Source organism: Anabaena sp. UHCC 0204, assembly GCF_009711975.1.
GTDB lineage: Bacteria > Cyanobacteriota > Cyanobacteriia > Cyanobacteriales > Nostocaceae > Dolichospermum.
Genome location: NZ_VIKW01000008.1, coordinates 1 through 18,449, shown reverse-complemented (window position 1 = coordinate 18,449; position 18,449 = coordinate 1). Strand labels below are relative to the sequence as shown.

Here is an 18,449-nt window from a genome sequence, read left to right as displayed (position 1 = left end):
TTTTAATCTTGTGTTGAATACATATGTCCTAAAAAAGCGTCAATTGGTTGACCTGTTCTTTTGTGTGCTTCGAGTGCTTCTAACCAAAGACGACCTTTAAAAACAACTTTATATAAAGTTATATTAGGCAACCAATCTCGATAGTGGCAAATCTTCACATACCCATCTCTGGGAGTTAAAGTGTGCATACTACTACTACTCGTTTCATGTTGTTTCATATCTTGTCCTTTATCACCTTTTAACGGATATGGAGAGATAACAACCATATCTGGTAAAGAGTTAGGAAAATCAGAAGGAACATAGACTCGGAGTTTATAGACATTACCTACATTAGTTTTCACTTCTCCTTCAATTCTTGTATTATTAGTATCCGTGGGATTAATCCAGTTAAATTGAGGAAAATATTTGTGTAGAATATCTCTTTCTAATGCTAATCTTTGACGCTGTACTTGATTCCATGACATAATTATTTACTCCATTCACCATTGTAATATCTTTGGATACAAGCTTCGATTTGCCTGAAAACTTGAGACGCCCCATTCCAATCTTTTATTTTCGATGATGAACGCTCATTAACCTTTATTTTCGGTGAAGATTGAGGGAAATTATTAGGAATATCAACACGCCATTTATCAGAAGCAGATCCATATCCATAATTAGGATTTTGCTCAAATGTAAAATAAATCTCTTCCAATGGAGTACGGAACATTTCACAATTTTGATAACTGTTTTTTAAGCCATCAAAAATTTCTTTTAATAAAGCCTTACCTCTCGTTGTTGAATACCATATATCCTTTGATATTTCAATTGGTTCAGTAGAAATTAATCTTTGTTCTTCTAATGTTGTTATGTCAACTTCCCAGTTTTTATCACGTCTACAATTCCTCAATAAACTTTGATTATCGCCCCGACTTAATCCTTGACGAATTGGACTTTGATCAGGCAATACTACCCAAGAACCTGTTTGATACTCAGTAGATGAAGGAGTAAATAAAAAACAGCCAACATTAACTTTATATTTACTTCCTGAACTTTCCCTTTCTGAACGTAAATTAGCAATACATAGCAAAAACTTAGGAAACTTGTATTGCTTTAAGGCGTTAAAAACAGTCTTTTCATCACCCCCACTAGGTTGTGCTAATCCCATCTGATGATGAGAGTGCCATTCTCCAATATGTTGAAGACCATGTTTCTGTCTGAGAATTTCTCCTGCTTTAATTAAATGTTCTCTATCTTGATAAAAACTAGTTTGATTATGTCTGCTAGTTTTTCCAGGACCTAGAACAAACTGAACAACAGGAAAACCTGAATGAGTCCAAAAGCCAAATAAATCTCCACCTGTTTCTAAGTTGGGATCTTCTTGAACCCATCCTGCAATGTGTTCTAACTCTTGTTCATAAATAAGGGTTTTAAACTGATTCACTTGTCCTCTTCTGGTAATCTCCATCAATATACTATTCTTACATTGTTACAAGTTTTGTTGATTTAGATACAGTTTTCGGAAAAAACCACACACTACATTCAAATTGTAACCACTACTTTTAAAATCACGGAACATTTCTTGTATACACAATTGCTTTTTATAGGCGAAAATTCCTCGTCATCCCGTCAGTAATTAAACGTAAAAAGCGAAGATATAAATACCAATAACTTATTAAATCGATGCAACGTGGGTGAAATTATTTAATATTGAAAAACAGATATTATTAAATATCAGTCAAGATAAAAACCCTGTAACTAGAGATAATATTAGAGATTCATTATCTTTGTCGTCAGAGGATTTAATCAATGGCTTACAATCATTAAATAGACGATTTTTGTTAACTAAATTAAACACTCATGAAAAATTGCTAAATATATCTTCCATATTCAGGAAATATTTACAAATATATCATTAGTTTTTATCACTAACTAAGCTACAGAAAAATCTTTAACCTGCCGATATTCAGGACAAATAAATTCTACTCATGAAATAAACTTGCTTCTACATGAAAAAAATCTCCCAGTTTTTGCGCTAAATCTAGAGTTATTTTCTGCTTTCCACTTAAAATATGATCAACTACACTTTCTGAACCCAAAACCGCTTGTAAATCAACTTTGCTTTTATCAGATTGTTCCAAAAGAAATAACAACATAGATTGAGGATCATGTTGTTGATTAATCTGATAATATTCTTGTTCAAATTTTTCAATTAAAGTAATTAATAACTGATAAAGTTCATCTTCTTCAGGACTGCGGTTTCGGTGCATTAAATCTTCTACAATAGCTAAAGCTTGTTCATTTTCAGCTTCAGTCTTGATAATTTTGGGGAGATATGCTGTTAATAGTTCCTTGTATTTCTCTGGATTAAAAGTAAGGGTCATTTAGCTTTACTAGCAATGTTATACCAGTTGTTTAGTGATTCCTGACAATCTGCATGATTTTTTGCATATTCTCTTACTATTCTAAAACTAATAACGTGCATCTTCCCTTTTATAACTACCAAATTTTCCCCATATTCAAAACAAATCCTGATAAAACAGGATCACAACTAACAGTATCAGGATTTTCTAAACATTCTTCTGCTTGTCCAGGACGATAAATATAAACTCGGCGATTTTTACGATCAATGAATAAACCTAATTGTATTTCTGGTTCTTGCATATATTCCTGCATTTTGTCTTTTAAAGGTTGCAAGTTATCAGAAGGTGACCTTAATTCAATTACCAAATCAGGACAAATAGGAGCAAATTTTTTCTGTTGTTGTGGTGTAAGTTTATTCCATCTTTCTAACTTGATCCAAGAAGCATCAGGAGAACGTTCTGCACCTGTAGAAAGTTTAAACCCTGTACTGGAACTAAAAGTTATACCTGTTCCATCTTTTTCTGACCAGACCCATAACTGTCCAAGGATATTAACTTCTCTATTTCCTGTTTCTGAACCTGCGGGTGACATGATTGATATATCTCCAAATTTATTCCTCTCAATACGTAAATCACGGTTTTCTTGACAGAATTCAAAAAATTGATCATCTGTCATTGGCATTGATGAGGGAAAATGTAATATCAAAGGAGATGAAAGCATAATTATTTTCTCCATCGAAAATTAAGATTAATTTTACCACAATTTAGATGATTCGGAGATTTGCTATTAGTGTCAATTGTATAAATTATAATGCGGAAGATAATTGATTTACGCCTCTAACACTTGTGCTTTTCAAGTATGCACTGTGATTAGTACACAACAGCGTAAATCAATCACTCCTACTTTCAATAAGCAACCTACAAAATAGTTAAAAAATCTGATGAATCAGCTTCTTGACTACTATGTTGCTTTACAAAGACAGACTTTCATCATTCCGAGGGGGAAGAGAACAGCAATTAACATCATTCAAACAAACTTTGCCCCATTGTAAAGCCCAACGCACCAAAGCCACACGGTTATCAGTTTTAGTCTTTGTGAGAATGTTACTGATGTGGTTATCAACTGTACGTTTACTAATTTCCAGTTTAGCTGCAATTTCTTGGTTAGTTAAGCCAGTGGCCACTAAGTCGATAATTTGCAGTTCTCTGTCTGACAGACTAACAGGTGTCCCAGACTCACTAGCAGCCATGACTTACTATTCTCCCTTAGTATATGTACTCAAGTCTTATTTCTCATTCTAGAAGATTCTTTCCGAGGTAGACATTTTTAAATGTTGTTAATAATACTAATGTCAATATTTTCTTTTAATTTTAGATTTGTAGTCATACAAGTTACAAATACAAGGTATTTATTGTCACTGAACCCTTGTAGAGACGTTCCATGGGTAGGGATTCTCGTCTCTACATTCTTTTCTGGAGATGTTGATTAAGTAGTTCATTAGTTCGCGTTGAAAAGGCTGGTAATACCTACTCTACTTTTGTCAAGCAATTCTTCCCAAATCCTCTATAACCTGTAGAAATCCTCATCAAGGATCTTTTTCATGATCTCCTATTCTCTCTTTTCTCCCGCAGTCCGAATTAATTCCCCTATTAAAGCGACAATAGCAGTCATAGAAATTAACATTACACTTAAGGCATTAATATCGGGTTTTACTCCGGTTCTAATGCGGCTAAAAATTTCTATTGGTAAGGTATTCGCACCACTTCCAGCGGTAAAACTAGCAATTAAAAAATCATCTAAACTCAATACAAAAGCCAGTAAACACCCCGAAATAATCCCCGGCATTAATTGAGGTAATAAAACCAAAATGAAGGCTTGTATGGGGGTTGCACCTAAATCTAAAGCTGCTTCTTCTAAATCAGGATTGATATTATTCATCCGCGCAGAAACTACCAAGCCCACATAGGATAGACAAAATACGATATGGGCAGCGATGATAGTCCATATACTCAAAGGAATAGCAAAAGCTGCTAAACATACTAGTGTCGAGACAGCGATCGCAATATCAGGAATTAATAAGGGTAAATAAGCAATTCCTCGATATATTTTTTTACCAGGAAATTCATAACGTGCCAACCCTACAGCCATTAATGTTCCCAACACTGCGGAAACTCCCACAGCACAAAAAGCAACTAATAAACTATTATATAACCCGGATAAAATCCGTTCATCACTAAATAATTTTTCGTACCATTCTAAGGTGAATCCCTCCCATTTAGCACTGTAAGGTGATTTATTAAAACTATAAAAAGCTAGTACCAAAATCGGTAGGTACATAAACACAAATACGACTAGTGCGAAAACCGCCTGCCATGAAACACGCGGTTTATTTATTTGTTTGTATATATTCATTTTGCTTAATATCTGCGACTATTGATAAATCGTATTATATTATACTTGATATTTTGTTTTAAGTCAAGTTAAAAATCAAAAATATCACCATGATCTTTTGTCTAATTTCTTTCTTAAGAATCAGATAATTACACTACCTAAGATAGACAAAAAATAACAAAAGCAAAGCATAAGATTTGGTAGTACAATCATGAATAAGGGCGATTTCTTTTAACTTTTAGCTATTTCCTGTTAGTTATTCAATTTATTTTCAAATAACTGGAAATATAAATCTGATATTTTAGGAGATTGATAATGAAAATTGCTCAAATTGCTCCATTGTGGGAGAGAGTACCACCACCAGCTTATGGTGGCATAGAATTGGTTGTAGGTTTATTAACTGATGAATTAGTCCGTCTTGGACATGAAGTGACACTATTTGCATCAGGAGATTCTTTAACTTTAGCAAAATTAGTATCAGTTCATCCCCGCGCTTTAAGGCTAGATTCTACTATCAGAGATTCAAGTATTTATGAATTTCTACAACTAGCATCAGTCTATGAACAAGCAGCAGATTTTGATATTATTCATTCCCACATGGGAGTCGCAACATTGACATCTGCAAACTTAGTCGCAACTCCTACGGTACATACTTTACATGGCATTTTTACACCAGACAATGAAAAAATCTTTAAACATTGTCGAAAACAGCCTTATATTAGTATTTCTAATTCTCAAAGAGAACCCAGATTAGGATTAAACTATGTAGACACTGTTTATAATGGAATAGATGTTAGTAGTTATGAATTTTATCCTCAACCAATAGAACCATCTTACTTAGCTTTTCTAGGAAGAATATCTCCAGAAAAAGGAACACATTTAGCAATTGAGATTGCGAAAAAAACTGGTCAGAGGTTAAAAATAGCAGGTAAAGTGGATGTAGTTGATGTGGAATATTTTGAACAAGAAATTAAACCACATATTGATGGTAAGCAAATTGAATATTTAGGTGAAGCTAATCATGTGCAGAAAAATGCAATTATGGGAGGTGCTTATGCAACTTTATTCCCCATTACTTGGCGAGAACCTTTTGGATTAGTCATGGTAGAATCAATGGCATCAGGTACACCTGTAATTGCTATGCGACTAGGTTCAACAGAGGAAGTTATTGTTGATGGGAAAACTGGCTTTCTCTGTAATAATATCGAAGAATGTATTGATTCTATTGACAAAATAGGTAGCTTGAATCGTTACGTTTGTCGTCAATATGTGGAAGAAAATTTCAGTGTTCAACAGATGACTAAAAGTTATGAGGCTGTTTATCAACAGATTATTGGAGAAAAATTAGCTCAACAAAATGGTTATTTTCGCAATGTTTTAGTTAGTTAACAGACAAGGACAATTGATAATTGACAATTGACTCCTAGCCCTAATTTGATAAAACATTCTCATAAATCCATAATGCTTGTAGAAACGTTCCATGGAACGTCTCTACAATATTTTTTGTTTAGACACCTTTCTGATGTCTAACTTCAACTACTGTATGCACATTTCCACGGGGGGTAAAATCGGTTTTCACAGTAATTTCTAAAGGATCACAAGCTGCAACTACATCATCTAAAATTTGATTGGCTGTTTCTTCGTGGGATATGTAGCGATCGCGGTAGCTGTTAATATAAAGCTTAAGTGCCTTCAACTCAACCACCCGTTGATCTGGAATGTAACTAATATAAATAGTTGCAAAGTCAGGATAACCGGAAAAAGGGCATTTACAAGTAAATTCCGGTAATGTAATACTAATATCATAGCGTCGCCCAATGCGGGGGTTAGGAAAGGTAATTAATTTTCCTTCCGCAATCTCGCGTTCACCATACTTAATTTCTTGACTGGCTGGGGATACAGTTTCCGGTGCAAAGTTACTCATTATGTTAGTAGAAATAAATGCAGAGATTCACAATTATTAACTTAACATTTCTCCCCAGCTTGCTTGATGGATTGCTGAATTAATTCCCTTTTTCCCAATCTGGACAACTTTCATCATCCCAGCCGTGAGGGTGCATACCACAAACTAACAAATTACCGCTATAAACTTGTCCGTGATAGTGACTACAACCAATACAAGCTGCATTTTTTTCGAGTGTAGGTTCTACCGCATAAGGAAAACCAGAATCTACATCTTCTGCGATGTCTTCGAGTTCCCAGTAAATTTCCAAAAGTGGTTCAGCTAAGTCTTGTAAAAACTGTTCGTGTAATGTACTGAAGGCATCAATATCAGCTAGAAATGTGTTTTGTACTTCTTCAGTAATTTCTTCCGTGAACTCAAAAAAAGCATCTACCATATCATTCATTCCCAGGAAGAACTGCTCTACGTCATCAGCCACGGTTTCGATCATGTCTATTAAGTCTTTTTGCCACTGTTCCATAACTTAATGCCCTTACTGGCTAAAAACATGACGCATAACACCATCTGGCTGGAAATGCTAGAGTACACAATAGGTAACGCACACAAAGCCATATTGGGTATAGCGTCATTTTTCCAGAATTAAATGCTACTGATACCCAAAGTAAAAGATTGCTTTTTACGGTTCGCGTTGCAGACGTTTTAACTCTTCCTGTAGTTCTAGCACTTGATCGCGCAAGTGATCTACATTATCGCCATTTTCTTTTTGCGCCTCTTTCACAGTTGGTTCTTCGTCTACCTCAAGGATTTCGATCCGACGAGGTTCAGAAGGGGCTGTTCTTTCCGATGTTTCTCCAGACGTTGGTTGCTGTTGAGCTTGCTTCATCATATCTTCGACAAAGCGGCGAGCTTCTTCTGTGTTCATCTCGCCTTTGGCTACCATTTCATCTGCTAATTTTTGGACTTGCGATCGCAGTTCGGCTAATTTCCCCCCAGCTTTTTCACCAGCGTAAGAGGCTAACCCAACACCGAGATAAAAAGCTTTTTGTACAATATCTCCAAAACCAGGCATTGCTACTGAAAGCTCCTACAAATAAGGCGACCCGGAGACTACGCCTACCACAAGCATCCCTTATTGCTGCTACCTTCCGGTCCTGACAAGATTTGGGCGTTGAAGTTGCATAGATCCAGGTCTTTTAGAATCATAACACTAAAATTCAGAATTTGTGTGTCATTCGATAACAATTCGCCATTCAAATAGTTGATAGCTGACACAATCGTTCTGTACCAAGGGATCACCAGCTACGATTGCTTGGGCTTCATCCATCGAAGCCGCCTCAAATAACATCATCCCACCACCCTTTTGCGCCCAATAACCCGTTTTAGCCTTGTGTCCTTTAGTAATCAACTCTTGTACATAGGCTCTGTGGGCGGGTACATATTGGTCAAAGGTAGGTTTATCAACCTTACCAGCTTCAATCTTGACAAACCAAGGCATATATTGGATTGGATTTTAGATTAGCAATTTTTCATTTACTAAAACTTATCATGATTTGTGATCATATTTGTATTAATTCATAGATTTGTTTCTATCACACTTCAAGATTAACCGCTACTATAATTAAATTGTCTATCTAATTACACTCTAAAATTTAATGGATCGCTTTTTTATTGCCTTATTACCACCACAACATATTCAAGAATATGCCAATAGCATTAAACAATACTTTGCAGATAAATACGCCAGTCGTAGCGCCCAAAAATCACCACCCCATATTACCTTACAACCACCCTTTGAATGGCCAGATAATGCCGTATCAAACTTAGGAATTATTGACCAAGTTAGTAAGACTAGTCCCTTTGTTCCTCATTTAACAGTAGCATTTCGGGATTTAACAAAGCAGAATTTTCGGACTGCTTGGCCAGAATTTGTACAGCGTCAGTTGCATTTTGAATACACAGCAACTCATTTAACCCTACTGATTCATAATGGGAAATGCTGGAATATCAAATCAAAATTTGCTTTTTGTCCAACACTGTAATTTCTCCTTCTTTTGCAGAAAAATACAAAAACTTTCTTTACAAAAATTCACTTTCATTGAATCATTCAAATATACTAATAATTGTTATAGTATCCTCATCAATAGCCAGCAACTTAGACTCACTTATCAGGGTATCATTATGGTCGGCAAATTAATTCTCAATATCAATGAAATTCTAAAGAAAGGTTCTCAAGGCGCAAAAGTTGAACAATTGCAAAGAATTTTAACAGAACTTAAATTTAATCTTGGGGAAATAGATGGTGATTTTGGTAACAAAACTCTAGCAGCAGTCCAACAATTTCAACAACAACAAGGTTTAACAGCCGATGGAATAGTCGGAACAAAAACCCAGGATGCTTTAAATAAATCTCTTGAAAACCTCATATCCACACCAAATAAATCCGCAGAAAAGGCCGTAATGTCAGAAAACAATCTGAATAACAATTTATCTATAAAATCATCTATTTCCGAACTTTATCTTATTAACGAAACTCTCAAAAAAGGTTCTCAAGGTGCAAAAGTTGAACAGTTACAAAGAATTTTAACAGAACTTAAATTTAATCTTGGAGAAATAGATGGTGATTTTGGTAACAAAACTCTAGCAGCAGTCCAACAATTTCAACAACAACAGGGTTTAACCGCAGATGGAATAGTCGGGAAAAAAACCCAGGATGCTTTAAATAAATCCCTGGGAAACCTTATCGTCACACCAAATAAAACCTCAGAAAAAGTCGTAGTTCAGGAAAAAAGTCTGAATATTACAGGACTTTATGGTGGTTCATCTGGAAAAGTACCACTTCCTGGAGTTGCTTTGATTAAAGAATTTGAAGGATTATTTCTCAAAGCTTATCCTGATCCTCTCTCTGGAGGTAAACCTATCACAATTGGTTGGGGAACTACTCGCAAAAAAGATGGTAGTGAATGGAAATTGGGTGAAACAATTACTAAAGCACAAGCCGAAGAAATTTTGATTTTACAATTAGATAATAGCTATCTACCACCCCTAATCAAAATTCCTGTTTGGAACGAGTTAAATGTCAATCAACAAGGAGCTTTATTGAGTTTTGCTTATAACTTGGGTGCTAATTTTTATGGTAATTCCAACTTCTCCAGCATGACTAGAGTTTTGAGAGACAAGAAATGGGATGAAATTGAAGAAACTTTTCTAAAATACAGGAATCCTGGAACTAATGTGGAAGCAGGATTAAGACGGAGAAGACAGGCAGAAGCTAAACTATTTTTAACTCCGGTTTAGTATTAAATGACTTTAATCCATGTAGAGATAGTCCATAAAGCATCTCTACATGAAAAAAATCCGGCGTTGCTGAATTAGGGTATGAAATTCAAAAATCAATGATTTCAAACTCTTACTCTCTGTAGACTCTGCGCCTCTGCGTGAAACAAAATCATACTCTTAATCAGCAACGCCAAAAATCCTAATTATTTCCCATTGGGGCGTTGAATAATTGTTTCCACAACTCGTCTTTTGGCTTTTGTGTCAATCCCCACTAAACGCACATATTCACCGCTATATTCATCTAAACAAGATTCTAAAGCAGAAATAGCATCTGAATGTGCATCAATATTAAGAGTACCGCAACTTTGCCAAGAACCAGTACGGAAACGTCTTTCATCAACGTGTTCAATCCCAATTTGACAACCTTGAGCTAAAATTTGCCGAACCTGTTCTTGAGTTTCTAAACTTAAATGAGGAGGTTGATTAATTACAGGTTTACTAACTGGAACTTCTGCAATAGGAGAAGCTGCTTGATAACCTTTGCCTCGATTTAAGCGATTATATTCATCAACTAAATGAGAAGTTTCCACCCGTTTTTGTTCACCCACCATAAATTTACCAGACTCAATTAAATGAGATAACGTAAAATCTGGCTTTTTAAATGCTGGAGGACCTTCTAAACTATTCACAACTCGTAAAGAAACATTTTCAAAACCGACTTGATGAATGAATTGGCGAATTTGCTCATCATAAATCCGCGATCGCAAAGCACTAAAAAAGTCAATAGATTGTTGAGGAAAAGTATCAACTAATTGTTCAATTTCTCGTGGTGAAAGTCCATCAGGTGCAAAAATTCCGCCGACAATTCCCACTTTATCATCGCGGTTGGGTTCCCAGTAAAATTTATCCATTCTCCCATCACGAATTAATGGTGCATAGAGAGTAGAAAAATCATTTCCTGTCACAATAATCGGGACACGACATAAAGGATTGGAGTCATAACTTCCCGGTAACTGCACATCTGTGGGATTATCAGCAATATTCATCAGTGTAGCATTTACCAACTGGGTATTTACTGTATATTGAGTTCCTTCGTCAAAGCGTCCTGCACCTGCATCTAAATCATTAATCATCAGTACGCACATTTTCCCCCGCACTTTGATTAATTCTGCTGTTTCCCGATAACGCAGACGTATCAACCGCGCAGGATCTCCAGCATCTGGACTTTCTAATTCTCCCCCAGATATTAAAGTGACTTCGATACCCATTTTTTCAAAGACTAACTCGCATTGAAAGGATTTTCCCTCTCCTTTGCGGCCATGAATACCTAAAATCAGGGGAACTCGAATACCAGGAATGTTTAAGAAGTTTTTGGTAATATGAACTGCAAGTTTATCAAGAAAGCTAGGAGCAATATAGTAACTCATAGAATTATCCCTGGTTATGATTTATTAAAATTATAATAGATTTTTTTGGTAACGATAGTCAATTAAGTGGTAAATTAAATTTGTAAATTCGTACAGATAAGTTTAATAAAAATATAATTATCACTATGAATAATTCATCAATTACTATTACTAAGTTATTAAATACAGATTTAGAAGAACTGAGAAAAATCAGTCGAGAAATTTGGTATAACCATTACTCTACAATTATCAGCAATGCACAAATTGAGTATATGCTAGATAAAATGTATGGAATAGGCGTAATTGAAAATGAAATTTATAAACAAGGGATATTTTATGATCAGGTCTTGCATAATTCTCAATTAGTTGGTTATTTATCTTATAGTTCAGAAGTAATGGATAATATGAGTTATTTAAAATTACACAAATGTTATTTATTAACATCATTGCATGGTTTGGGTTATGGTCAAATGATGTTATCTCATGTATACGAAAAAGCTAAAAATATGAATCTACAACAAATAATTCTCAATGTTAATAAAAGGAATGAAAAAGGGATTAAAGCTTATTCTCGATTTGGTTTTAAAATTATTGATAGTCAGGTAATAGATTTTGGTGGTGGCTTTGTTTTGGATGATTATATCATGGGTTATGATATTTAAGAGATAGAAAACTAATTCTTCTTAACTTTATTAAGTTAATTATTCAGGCAATATTAAAGTAAGGAAATCTGTTGCATTCACAATTGCAATACCTTCATAAGTAACTAAAGGTAACAAATGTTTTTTGTCACCTGTAACGATGTGAGTTGCATTTGCCAAAACTGCACATTCTAAAACCATATTATCATCTGGGTCAGTAGTGAGAAAATTCAAAGTGTTAGTAATTGTTACTAATCTGAGGAAGCTAAGTAAATCAGCTATTGTATCAATTACTTGAGTATCTGAAAATTTTAACTTCTGCTGCAATTTTTCTGTAACTTCCTCAAGTATTTCTGGACATATTACACCTTCTATTATGCCGCTACGTGCCAATTCAAGACAACGGAAAGGTTTGCTTCTCCAGCCAATACCAGAGAGTAAAACATTTGTATCAAATACAACTATTAGGCGCACTGTCTATCCTCATGCACCAAATCATCTATAAATGATTCACGTTCATCTTCTGACATGGTATTCCAATTTAAACCACGTTCAGTACATAAGTTATGTAGTTGAGTTTCAGCATATTCCATGCGAGACTCACGCCCATTTTCACTTTCCTTAGCTAGTTCTAACAAAACTACCCGTTTACTTTCTGGTGGTAGCTGTTTGACTAATTCAATAATTTGTGATTCACTCAATGTCAATATTGGCATGATCATTACCTCCAACTATAGTTTACTTTATTAGGGTCTGTTAGCGTTTAGTCTTCACCATAAACGCCTTATCGGATAAGCATCAAAAATTGTATCAGCACTTATTATAGGTATATTTTCCACCATAGCCTGTGCAATTAACATTCTGTCAAAAGGATCACGATGATGTAAAGGCAGTTGGGCAATAACTGAAATATGCTGTTGGTTGATTTCCTTTAATGTAATACCGTTCCCAATTATTTGCTGTTCGACAAAATCATCAAAACTCATTTCCAAGTTGAGTTTACCTATACTGTGTTTAATTGCCATTTCCCAAACACTAGCAACACTCAAAAGATTGTCGTTATTTTCAATTTGTAATCTCAAATTATCGCTGATTCTGGGATTACCCATAGTAAACCAAAGGAGAGTATGAGTATCAATTAATTGCCTCATTCCATATACTCCTTCAACTCTTCCAGCGATTCATCAAAATCATCAGACATTTTGATCATTCCCTTAGCACTACCAAATTTAGGACGAATTTTAACTGGTAATACAGGAATTAATTTCACCACAGGTTGATTATCTTTCATGATGAAAATTTCATCACCATTGAGTGCTGCTTCAATTAAATCAGATAAGTGTTGAGATGCTTCATCAAGAGTAATTTGTTGCATAATTACCACCTTTAGTTGTTTGTGTGTGCGACTCAACCGACAATTCTATTGTCTATCAAAACTAAAAAAAGAGAGATAGAAAACTCTACCCCTCTTTTTAATTTATCAAATAACTATTAGCTAATTAGCTCTTAGTATCTGCTGGGTTTGTGAACAAGGAAGCTCATAACTTGACACTGCTTAATGTTGTCAAAACCAACAACACGGATGTAGCAGTTACCATACTGAGAACGGCAACCTTGAACTTCGCTCAATACTTCTTGAGTAGTTTTAGCGCCGAACAAAGGCAATTTCCACATTGTCCAATAAAGTTCTGTTGGTTCAGAAGTTTCATTGAATTCAATTGCGGGAATGAAACCTTGTGTGATAATGTACTGAACTTGCTTGGCAATTTGCGCGTCAGACAGAGGGGGAAGGTAAGAAAGGGTTTCGTAACGACGCTCTTTAGGTAAAGTTTGCATAGTTTTTGATAAGTGGGGGAGATTTTTTATTACTTGGTTGACTGACTAATTAGATAAATTATCCAAATTAGGATCTGATATTATCTGCTTTTCAGTTTTCGGGCTGGGACTTGATAAATTTAGTTGCGTGATGCGTTCGAGATGCTGGCGACGCTGTTCCATATTGGCTTGCTGAATGCCAGTTCGTACCATTTCTGGTAAGAACTCGATCACTTCTGCCGCTATATGTTCCCTGACAGTCATAATCCGTAATGCCAAATCTGACTTTTCCAGAAACAGTTCCTCAATATATGCTTCTCCGTCTTGGATTTTCCCAGCGGAAAAGTTTTGCAACCAATGTGCTAATGGAGGATTTGTTTCGCCTAGCTGTGCTAATACAGTCCTAAGTGCCTGATAAGTCAGGTAACTTTGGAGAGTTTTGGCTGTTTCTTTCGCAATTTGCTTTAGATCCATGCTTGACCCCAGCCCTATAGATTTTAGATTTTGGATTGTTGATAAATCCAAAATCCCAAATCCTCAATTATCAGACGGTATCCATTGCTTCAAACTCGAACTTAATTTCTTTCCACAGTTCGCAAGCAACAGCCAACTCAGGAGACCACTTAGCAGCTTCGCGGATAATATCATTACCTTCACGAGCCAAGTTACGACCTTCGTTACGAGCTTGAACAACTGCTTCTAGAGCTACGCGGTTAGCTGTAGCACCAGGAGCGTTACCCCAAGGATGTCCGAGAGTACCACCACCGAATTGTAGTACGGAGTCATCACCAAAGATTTCTACCAACGCGGGCATATGCCATACGTGGATACCACCAGAAGCAACTGCCATTACACCAGGTAGAGAAGCCCAGTCTTGGGTAAAGTAAATACCGCGAGACTTGTCTTGCTCAACGTAGTTTTCACGCAATAGGTCAACGAAACCCATTGTGATTCCACGTTCACCTTCTAACTTACCAACTACTGTACCGGTGTGGATGTGATCACCACCAGACAAGCGGAGAGCTTTAGCCAATACACGGAAGTGGATACCGTGGTTTTTCTGACGGTCAATTACAGCGTGCATAGCACGGTGAATGTGCAACAGAATACCGTTATTACGACACCAATGAGACAATGTGGTGTTAGCGGTGAAACCTGCGGTCAGGTAATCGTGCATGATGATGGGCATTTTGAGTTCTTTAGCGTACTCAGCCCGTTGGATCATTTGTTCGCAGGTAGGAGCGGTAACGTTCAGGTAGTGACCCTTGATTTCGCCGGTTTCTGCTTGTGCTTTGTTGATAGCTTCAGCTACAAACAAGAAGCGATCGCGCCATCTTTGGAATGGTGCAGAGTTGATGTTTTCGTCGTCTTTGGTGAAGTCCAAACCACCACGTAAACATTCGTAAACAGCACGTCCGTAGTTCTTAGCAGAAAGACCTAATTTGGGCTTAATTGTACAACCCAATAGAGGACGACCGTACTTGTTCAACTTGTCGCGTTCAACTTGAATACCGTGAGGAGGTCCTTGGAAAGTCTTGATGTAAGCTACAGGGAAACGAATGTCTTCCAAACGTAACGCCCGTAAAGCTTTGAAACCAAATACGTTACCTACGATGGAGGTTAATACGTTGGTTACAGAACCTTCTTCAAACAGGTCCAAAGGATAAGCAACGTAACAGATGTATTGGTTGTCTTCACCAGGAACTGGTTCGATATCGTAACAACGACCTTTGTAGCGATCTAGGTCGGTCAACAAGTCTGTCCACACAGTTGTCCAAGTACCAGTGGAAGACTCGGCAGCTACAGCCGCACCAGCTTCTTCTGGAGGAACGCCGGGTTGGGGAGTCATCCGGAATGCTGCTAAAAGGTCTGTATCTTTAGGTGTGTAATCAGGTGTGTAATAAGTTAGTCTGTAATCTTTAACCCCAGCTTGATACCCAGACTTAGCCTGAGTCTTCGTTTGTGCGTAAGACATATTTTCCTTCCAAGGAGTCACTCTTTTTACTATCAAATCACGTTATGTGCAACTTTTTCTCATTCCTACTCTTTATTCATTCTTAATAAGATTATAAGTTTTGCTTATGATTAGGGGCGATCAGTTTCTATGGTGGCAGGATTGCTGCACAAACCTAGTTGTGGTAGCAATTTACCGCAACAAATTTTTTACCATATTCTTCAGACACACTAGGTGACGCTGTTATTTTTCGTCCCAGGAATACAAAATCTTGTCATCTTGAGTTTGCATACCCTACTAAACCTACTTGATTCAAGATCAACTTCTTGGCTTTACAAGCCGTCTGTGGAGTTTTTGCCGGAAAAATGATGGCATTCCAGTTTTTGAAGCTGGTTTGCAGCAATTCTCTTTTTTTACTCTGATTCCTCTACCTAATGCGGGTAAAGATTGATCATGAGGCAAATTCACTGAAGACAGGTTTAGTCTGGGATGAGCAAGGGAGAAAAAGTTGCACATCAGTGAATTTGTAGCTTACCCCACAATATATCAATAATTCAATAAGTTATTTTTCAACTTTTGTTAACTTAATCTATTTGAATTTCTAATTATATAAAGTTTTAACATTTTGTTAAGATTCATTTACAAATGTGTATATTTTAATTTTAAAAATACGTAAGACCCATATAGGACTAATATTTTATTTTTGTCAGTGCCAGCAAAGCTATCAAGATACTTAGGGTGCATAAATCCCTTGTGTCCATAGCTACGCTTAGAGCGATCGCCTAACGTTGCCTAACGTACCCTAGAAATACTTAAATTTTTTCAAAATTCAAATACTATTAGTATATTAAGTGTAATAATACTTGTAAGCAAAATAGTAAACCTTCAGTAATCATCCATGATAGAATTTGCCGCTATTACTTCGGTGATTAGTAAATATGCTCCTCAAGCTAGTCAACTAATTATTAAACAAGCTCAAAAAAATGAAGCTGTTATCAAAGTTTTACAAGAATTAAAACTCAATCCTACCCAAATTCTTGATGACGTGGATACTGTTTATGGTTACACTTTGGTAAGATATGGTGTATTTAAACCAGAAGCAATTTTAAACCTGTTTAGAGAAAAAGTAATTAAAGGTTATTTTTGGGATGCTTACAGTAATAATGCTCCTTTTGAGTTTGTAGAAAATACCAAAAAATTTCTTAATCAAAACAACGTATTAAAGACAGAGATCATTAATGCAAAAATTAATTTTTTGGCGGAATTAGAAGAATTTGGTGAAGCTTTTATTGCAGTTGCTAAACAAACGAAAGCCTCAAAATATCAACCTTACCCAGATTGGAATTTAGACGTTTATCCGAAGGAATTTAAAGCCTTAATCTTTGAAAAAACTCGCTTATTTTGTGGTCGTGATTTTGTATTTAAAGCGATTAATAACTTCTTCACATCTAACCCCAAGGGTTATTTTACGGTGATTGGGGATGCGGGGATGGGAAAAAGTGCTATAGCGTCTAAATACGTTTTAGCTACTAAATTTCCCTGCTATTTTAATGTTTTCGCAGAAGGACGTAACAAACCAGAAAAGTTTTTAGCGGGTATTCGTCAACAATTAATTAAACGTTATTCTCTTCAAAATGTAGATAACGCTGATTTAAGAACCTTACTAGAAAAAACCAGTGAAAAACTCCAAGGACAAAAATTAGTCATTGTTGTAGATGCACTAGATGAAGTAGAACAAGAAGGAAATAGCAATCTTTTAGATTTACCACAAAATGTTCCTAATGGAATTTATTTTTTACTAACAAGAAGACCTTATAATCAAGAAACAAAACGTTTAACTTTGTCTCCAGATACACCTGTAGGTGAATTGGATTTAACCAAGAGTGATTATACAGCTTTGAGTCAGGAAGACGTAAAAGAATATCTGTATTTATTTTTGAATAACGACGCAAAACTCAGAAATTGGATTAATGAACGCAACATTTCTGAAGATAGTTTTGTGGAACAAATAGCGGTTAAGAGTGAGGAGAATTTTATTTATTTACGCTATCTTTTACCGGGAATAGCTGAAGGTAAATATAACGATTTAACTTTAACGGGTTTACCCCAAGGTTTACAAGCCTATTATACAAGTCATTGGACACGGATGGGGATGGATAAAGAAACTAATGAAAAGAAAGTGAAAATACTTTATATCTTAGTAGAAAGAGGAGAACCAATTTCTAGTGGAATGATTGCAGATATTTTGGATGAAGATGAATTTGATGTCAAAGATGTGTTAGATGATTGGATTGAATATGTAACACCGAAAGAAAATAAAGATGAAAAGAAAACCTACTATAGTATTTATCATCGCAGTTTTCTAGAGTTTCTTAAAGGTCAGGATACGTTAGATAAAGATAAACGTAAGAAATTTTTTAAAGAACTTAATAAGAGTATGGCTGATTATATGGAGAACCAGATGAACTTATAATCAAAATCCATGTAGGGTGCGTTAGCGACAGCGTAACGCACCATGATTATTGTCAGAATCAGGATGTCCAGGATTAGAGGATGTACAGGATTAAGACTGGAATTTCATCATCAACTATCAACCTCAAATAGATAACCATAGCTATCCTAAATAAAATGTGTTCGCAAAGCGTACCGTAGGTATCTCATCTCTTATTTCTCTACCTCTGTGTCCTCTGTGTCTCTGCGGTTCGTTTTTTAAAAAAAGT

At 35.9% G+C, this 18,449-nt stretch carries 23 protein-coding genes, 1 other RNA gene and 1 pseudogene; 6 read left to right on the top strand and 19 right to left on the bottom strand.

From position 1 onward, the window contains the following. Nucleotides 1-2 precede the first annotated feature (2 nt). The 6 genes from FJR04_RS08415 to FJR04_RS08385 form a co-directional block, all read right to left on the bottom strand. Entirely contained in the window at nt 3-464 is a 462-nt protein-coding gene (locus FJR04_RS08415) for a hypothetical protein (protein ID WP_168493561.1), read from the bottom strand. Between the two features lie 2 nt (nt 465-466). Beyond that, nucleotides 467-1,423: a Mov34/MPN/PAD-1 family protein gene (locus tag FJR04_RS08410; protein WP_168493559.1), complete on the bottom strand. Its 957-nt coding sequence runs from the start codon at nt 1,421-1,423 to the stop codon at nt 467-469. A 538-nt stretch (nt 1,424-1,961) separates the two neighbouring features. Next, entirely contained in the window at nt 1,962-2,363 is a 402-nt protein-coding gene (locus FJR04_RS08405; RefSeq protein WP_168493557.1) for a type II toxin-antitoxin system HigA family antitoxin, read from the bottom strand. A 115-nt stretch (nt 2,364-2,478) separates the two neighbouring features. Next, nucleotides 2,479-3,063, bottom strand: a complete 585-nt coding sequence (locus FJR04_RS08395; RefSeq protein ID WP_168493555.1) for a Uma2 family endonuclease — start codon at nt 3,061-3,063, stop codon at nt 2,479-2,481. A gap of 250 nt (nt 3,064-3,313) precedes the next feature. Then, on the bottom strand, nt 3,314-3,592 hold the full coding sequence (locus tag FJR04_RS08390; protein WP_168493553.1) for a LuxR C-terminal-related transcriptional regulator: 279 nt from the start codon (nt 3,590-3,592) through the stop codon (nt 3,314-3,316). 359 nt (nt 3,593-3,951) lie between these two features. Then, entirely contained in the window at nt 3,952-4,680 is a 729-nt protein-coding gene (locus tag FJR04_RS08385) for an ABC transporter permease (protein ID WP_217359261.1), read from the bottom strand. 369 nt (nt 4,681-5,049) lie between these two features. Between FJR04_RS08385 and FJR04_RS08380 the strand changes: the two genes are divergently transcribed. Continuing rightward, entirely contained in the window at nt 5,050-6,123 is a 1,074-nt protein-coding gene (locus FJR04_RS08380) for a glycosyltransferase family 4 protein (RefSeq protein ID WP_168493549.1), read from the top strand. A gap of 118 nt (nt 6,124-6,241) precedes the next feature. Here the strand turns inward: FJR04_RS08380 and queF are convergent, their stop codons facing one another. From queF to FJR04_RS08355, 5 genes are all read right to left on the bottom strand, one after another. Beyond that, a complete protein-coding gene (gene queF, locus FJR04_RS08375; RefSeq protein ID WP_168493547.1) occupies nt 6,242-6,658 on the bottom strand; it encodes a preQ(1) synthase in 417 nt (138 codons plus the stop codon). Nucleotides 6,659-6,737: 79 nt separating this feature from the next. Next, the gene (locus tag FJR04_RS08370; protein ID WP_168493545.1) at nt 6,738-7,157 is read right to left on the bottom strand and encodes a hypothetical protein; all 420 of its coding nucleotides are present in this window, start codon (nt 7,155-7,157) and stop codon (nt 6,738-6,740) included. A 156-nt stretch (nt 7,158-7,313) separates the two neighbouring features. Further along, nucleotides 7,314-7,706 (bottom strand): phasin family protein, encoded by a 393-nt coding sequence (locus tag FJR04_RS08365; RefSeq protein WP_168493543.1) that lies wholly within the window; start codon nt 7,704-7,706, stop codon nt 7,314-7,316. A 25-nt stretch (nt 7,707-7,731) separates the two neighbouring features. Continuing rightward, nucleotides 7,732-7,828: signal recognition particle sRNA small type (gene ffs, locus FJR04_RS08360), an RNA gene on the bottom strand. 37 nt (nt 7,829-7,865) lie between these two features. Next, on the bottom strand, nt 7,866-8,132 hold the full coding sequence (locus FJR04_RS08355; protein WP_168493541.1) for a YciI family protein: 267 nt from the start codon (nt 8,130-8,132) through the stop codon (nt 7,866-7,868). 157 nt (nt 8,133-8,289) lie between these two features. Between FJR04_RS08355 and FJR04_RS08350 the strand changes: the two genes are divergently transcribed. From FJR04_RS08350 to FJR04_RS08340, 3 genes and pseudogenes are all read left to right on the top strand, one after another. Beyond that, nucleotides 8,290-8,676, top strand: a complete 387-nt coding sequence (locus FJR04_RS08350; protein ID WP_168493539.1) for a 2'-5' RNA ligase family protein — start codon at nt 8,290-8,292, stop codon at nt 8,674-8,676. Further along, nucleotides 8,624-9,025 (top strand): annotated as a pseudogene (locus FJR04_RS26615) (peptidoglycan-binding protein); the annotation flags it as partial. The gene FJR04_RS08350 and the pseudogene FJR04_RS26615, both read left to right, overlap by 53 nt. A gap of 69 nt (nt 9,026-9,094) precedes the next feature. Then, nucleotides 9,095-9,931, top strand: coding sequence for a glycoside hydrolase family protein (locus FJR04_RS08340; protein ID WP_168493814.1), 837 nt, complete (start codon nt 9,095-9,097; stop codon nt 9,929-9,931). Between the two features lie 185 nt (nt 9,932-10,116). On the opposite strand, the gene FJR04_RS08335 is transcribed toward FJR04_RS08340, so the two are convergent. Then, nucleotides 10,117-11,340 (bottom strand): ribulose bisphosphate carboxylase small subunit, encoded by a 1,224-nt coding sequence (locus FJR04_RS08335; RefSeq protein WP_168493537.1) that lies wholly within the window; start codon nt 11,338-11,340, stop codon nt 10,117-10,119. 125 nt (nt 11,341-11,465) lie between these two features. On the opposite strand from FJR04_RS08335, the gene FJR04_RS08330 reads away from it, so the two are divergent. Next, nucleotides 11,466-11,981 (top strand): GNAT family N-acetyltransferase, encoded by a 516-nt coding sequence (locus FJR04_RS08330; protein ID WP_168493536.1) that lies wholly within the window; start codon nt 11,466-11,468, stop codon nt 11,979-11,981. Nucleotides 11,982-12,020: 39 nt separating this feature from the next. On the opposite strand, the gene FJR04_RS08325 is transcribed toward FJR04_RS08330, so the two are convergent. From FJR04_RS08325 to FJR04_RS08295, 7 genes are all read right to left on the bottom strand, one after another. After that, nucleotides 12,021-12,434 carry a putative toxin-antitoxin system toxin component, PIN family gene (locus FJR04_RS08325; RefSeq protein ID WP_168493534.1) on the bottom strand — a complete coding sequence of 138 codons (414 nt, stop codon included), beginning with the start codon at nt 12,432-12,434 and terminating at the stop codon, nt 12,021-12,023. After that, entirely contained in the window at nt 12,425-12,676 is a 252-nt protein-coding gene (locus tag FJR04_RS08320) for a hypothetical protein (RefSeq protein ID WP_168493532.1), read from the bottom strand. Before FJR04_RS08320 ends, FJR04_RS08325 begins: the two co-directional genes overlap by 10 nt. A 54-nt stretch (nt 12,677-12,730) precedes the next feature. Continuing rightward, nucleotides 12,731-13,111, bottom strand: coding sequence for a type II toxin-antitoxin system VapC family toxin (locus FJR04_RS08315; protein WP_168493530.1), 381 nt, complete (start codon nt 13,109-13,111; stop codon nt 12,731-12,733). After that, nucleotides 13,108-13,335, bottom strand: a complete 228-nt coding sequence (locus FJR04_RS08310; RefSeq protein WP_168493528.1) for a type II toxin-antitoxin system Phd/YefM family antitoxin — start codon at nt 13,333-13,335, stop codon at nt 13,108-13,110. The genes FJR04_RS08315 and FJR04_RS08310 overlap by 4 nt, the downstream gene beginning before the upstream one ends. Nucleotides 13,336-13,466: 131 nt before the next feature. After that, on the bottom strand, nt 13,467-13,796 hold the full coding sequence (locus tag FJR04_RS08305; RefSeq protein ID WP_015079281.1) for a ribulose bisphosphate carboxylase small subunit: 330 nt from the start codon (nt 13,794-13,796) through the stop codon (nt 13,467-13,469). Nucleotides 13,797-13,841: 45 nt separating this feature from the next. Beyond that, nucleotides 13,842-14,249, bottom strand: a complete 408-nt coding sequence (locus FJR04_RS08300) for a chaperonin family protein RbcX (protein WP_168493526.1) — start codon at nt 14,247-14,249, stop codon at nt 13,842-13,844. A 70-nt stretch (nt 14,250-14,319) separates the two neighbouring features. Further along, entirely contained in the window at nt 14,320-15,750 is a 1,431-nt protein-coding gene (locus tag FJR04_RS08295) for a form I ribulose bisphosphate carboxylase large subunit (RefSeq protein WP_168493524.1), read from the bottom strand. Nucleotides 15,751-16,627: 877 nt separating this feature from the next. Between FJR04_RS08295 and FJR04_RS08290 the strand changes: the two genes are divergently transcribed. Beyond that, on the top strand, nt 16,628-18,202 hold the full coding sequence (locus FJR04_RS08290) for an NACHT domain protein (RefSeq protein ID WP_168493522.1): 1,575 nt from the start codon (nt 16,628-16,630) through the stop codon (nt 18,200-18,202). Nucleotides 18,203-18,449 lie beyond the last annotated feature (247 nt).

Bases quoted from the DNA above. Each gene is read 5' to 3' on its own strand.
- FJR04_RS08415 (WP_168493561.1), bottom strand. From the start codon at position 464: ATGTCATGGAATCAAGTACAGCGTCAAAGATTAGCATTAGAAAGAGAT.
- FJR04_RS08405 (WP_168493557.1), bottom strand. From the start codon at position 2,363: ATGACCCTTACTTTTAATCCAGAGAAATACAAGGAACTATTAACAGCA.
- FJR04_RS08395 (WP_168493555.1), bottom strand. From the start codon at position 3,063: ATGCTTTCATCTCCTTTGATATTACATTTTCCCTCATCAATGCCAATG.
- FJR04_RS08390 (WP_168493553.1), bottom strand. From the start codon at position 3,592: ATGGCTGCTAGTGAGTCTGGGACACCTGTTAGTCTGTCAGACAGAGAA.
- FJR04_RS08385 (WP_217359261.1), bottom strand. From the start codon at position 4,680: ATGTACCTACCGATTTTGGTACTAGCTTTTTATAGTTTTAATAAATCA.
- FJR04_RS08380 (WP_168493549.1), top strand. From the start codon at position 5,050: ATGAAAATTGCTCAAATTGCTCCATTGTGGGAGAGAGTACCACCACCA.
- queF (WP_168493547.1), bottom strand. From the start codon at position 6,658: ATGAGTAACTTTGCACCGGAAACTGTATCCCCAGCCAGTCAAGAAATT.
- FJR04_RS08370 (WP_168493545.1), bottom strand. From the start codon at position 7,157: ATGGAACAGTGGCAAAAAGACTTAATAGACATGATCGAAACCGTGGCT.
- FJR04_RS08365 (WP_168493543.1), bottom strand. From the start codon at position 7,706: ATGCCTGGTTTTGGAGATATTGTACAAAAAGCTTTTTATCTCGGTGTT.
- FJR04_RS08355 (WP_168493541.1), bottom strand. From the start codon at position 8,132: ATGCCTTGGTTTGTCAAGATTGAAGCTGGTAAGGTTGATAAACCTACC.
- FJR04_RS08350 (WP_168493539.1), top strand. From the start codon at position 8,290: ATGGATCGCTTTTTTATTGCCTTATTACCACCACAACATATTCAAGAA.
- FJR04_RS08340 (WP_168493814.1), top strand. From the start codon at position 9,095: ATGTCAGAAAACAATCTGAATAACAATTTATCTATAAAATCATCTATT.
- FJR04_RS08335 (WP_168493537.1), bottom strand. From the start codon at position 11,340: ATGAGTTACTATATTGCTCCTAGCTTTCTTGATAAACTTGCAGTTCAT.
- FJR04_RS08330 (WP_168493536.1), top strand. From the start codon at position 11,466: ATGAATAATTCATCAATTACTATTACTAAGTTATTAAATACAGATTTA.
- FJR04_RS08320 (WP_168493532.1), bottom strand. From the start codon at position 12,676: ATGCCAATATTGACATTGAGTGAATCACAAATTATTGAATTAGTCAAA.
- FJR04_RS08315 (WP_168493530.1), bottom strand. From the start codon at position 13,111: ATGAGGCAATTAATTGATACTCATACTCTCCTTTGGTTTACTATGGGT.
- FJR04_RS08310 (WP_168493528.1), bottom strand. From the start codon at position 13,335: ATGCAACAAATTACTCTTGATGAAGCATCTCAACACTTATCTGATTTA.
- FJR04_RS08305 (WP_015079281.1), bottom strand. From the start codon at position 13,796: ATGCAAACTTTACCTAAAGAGCGTCGTTACGAAACCCTTTCTTACCTT.
- FJR04_RS08300 (WP_168493526.1), bottom strand. From the start codon at position 14,249: ATGGATCTAAAGCAAATTGCGAAAGAAACAGCCAAAACTCTCCAAAGT.
- FJR04_RS08295 (WP_168493524.1), bottom strand. From the start codon at position 15,750: ATGTCTTACGCACAAACGAAGACTCAGGCTAAGTCTGGGTATCAAGCT.
- FJR04_RS08290 (WP_168493522.1), top strand. From the start codon at position 16,628: ATGATAGAATTTGCCGCTATTACTTCGGTGATTAGTAAATATGCTCCT.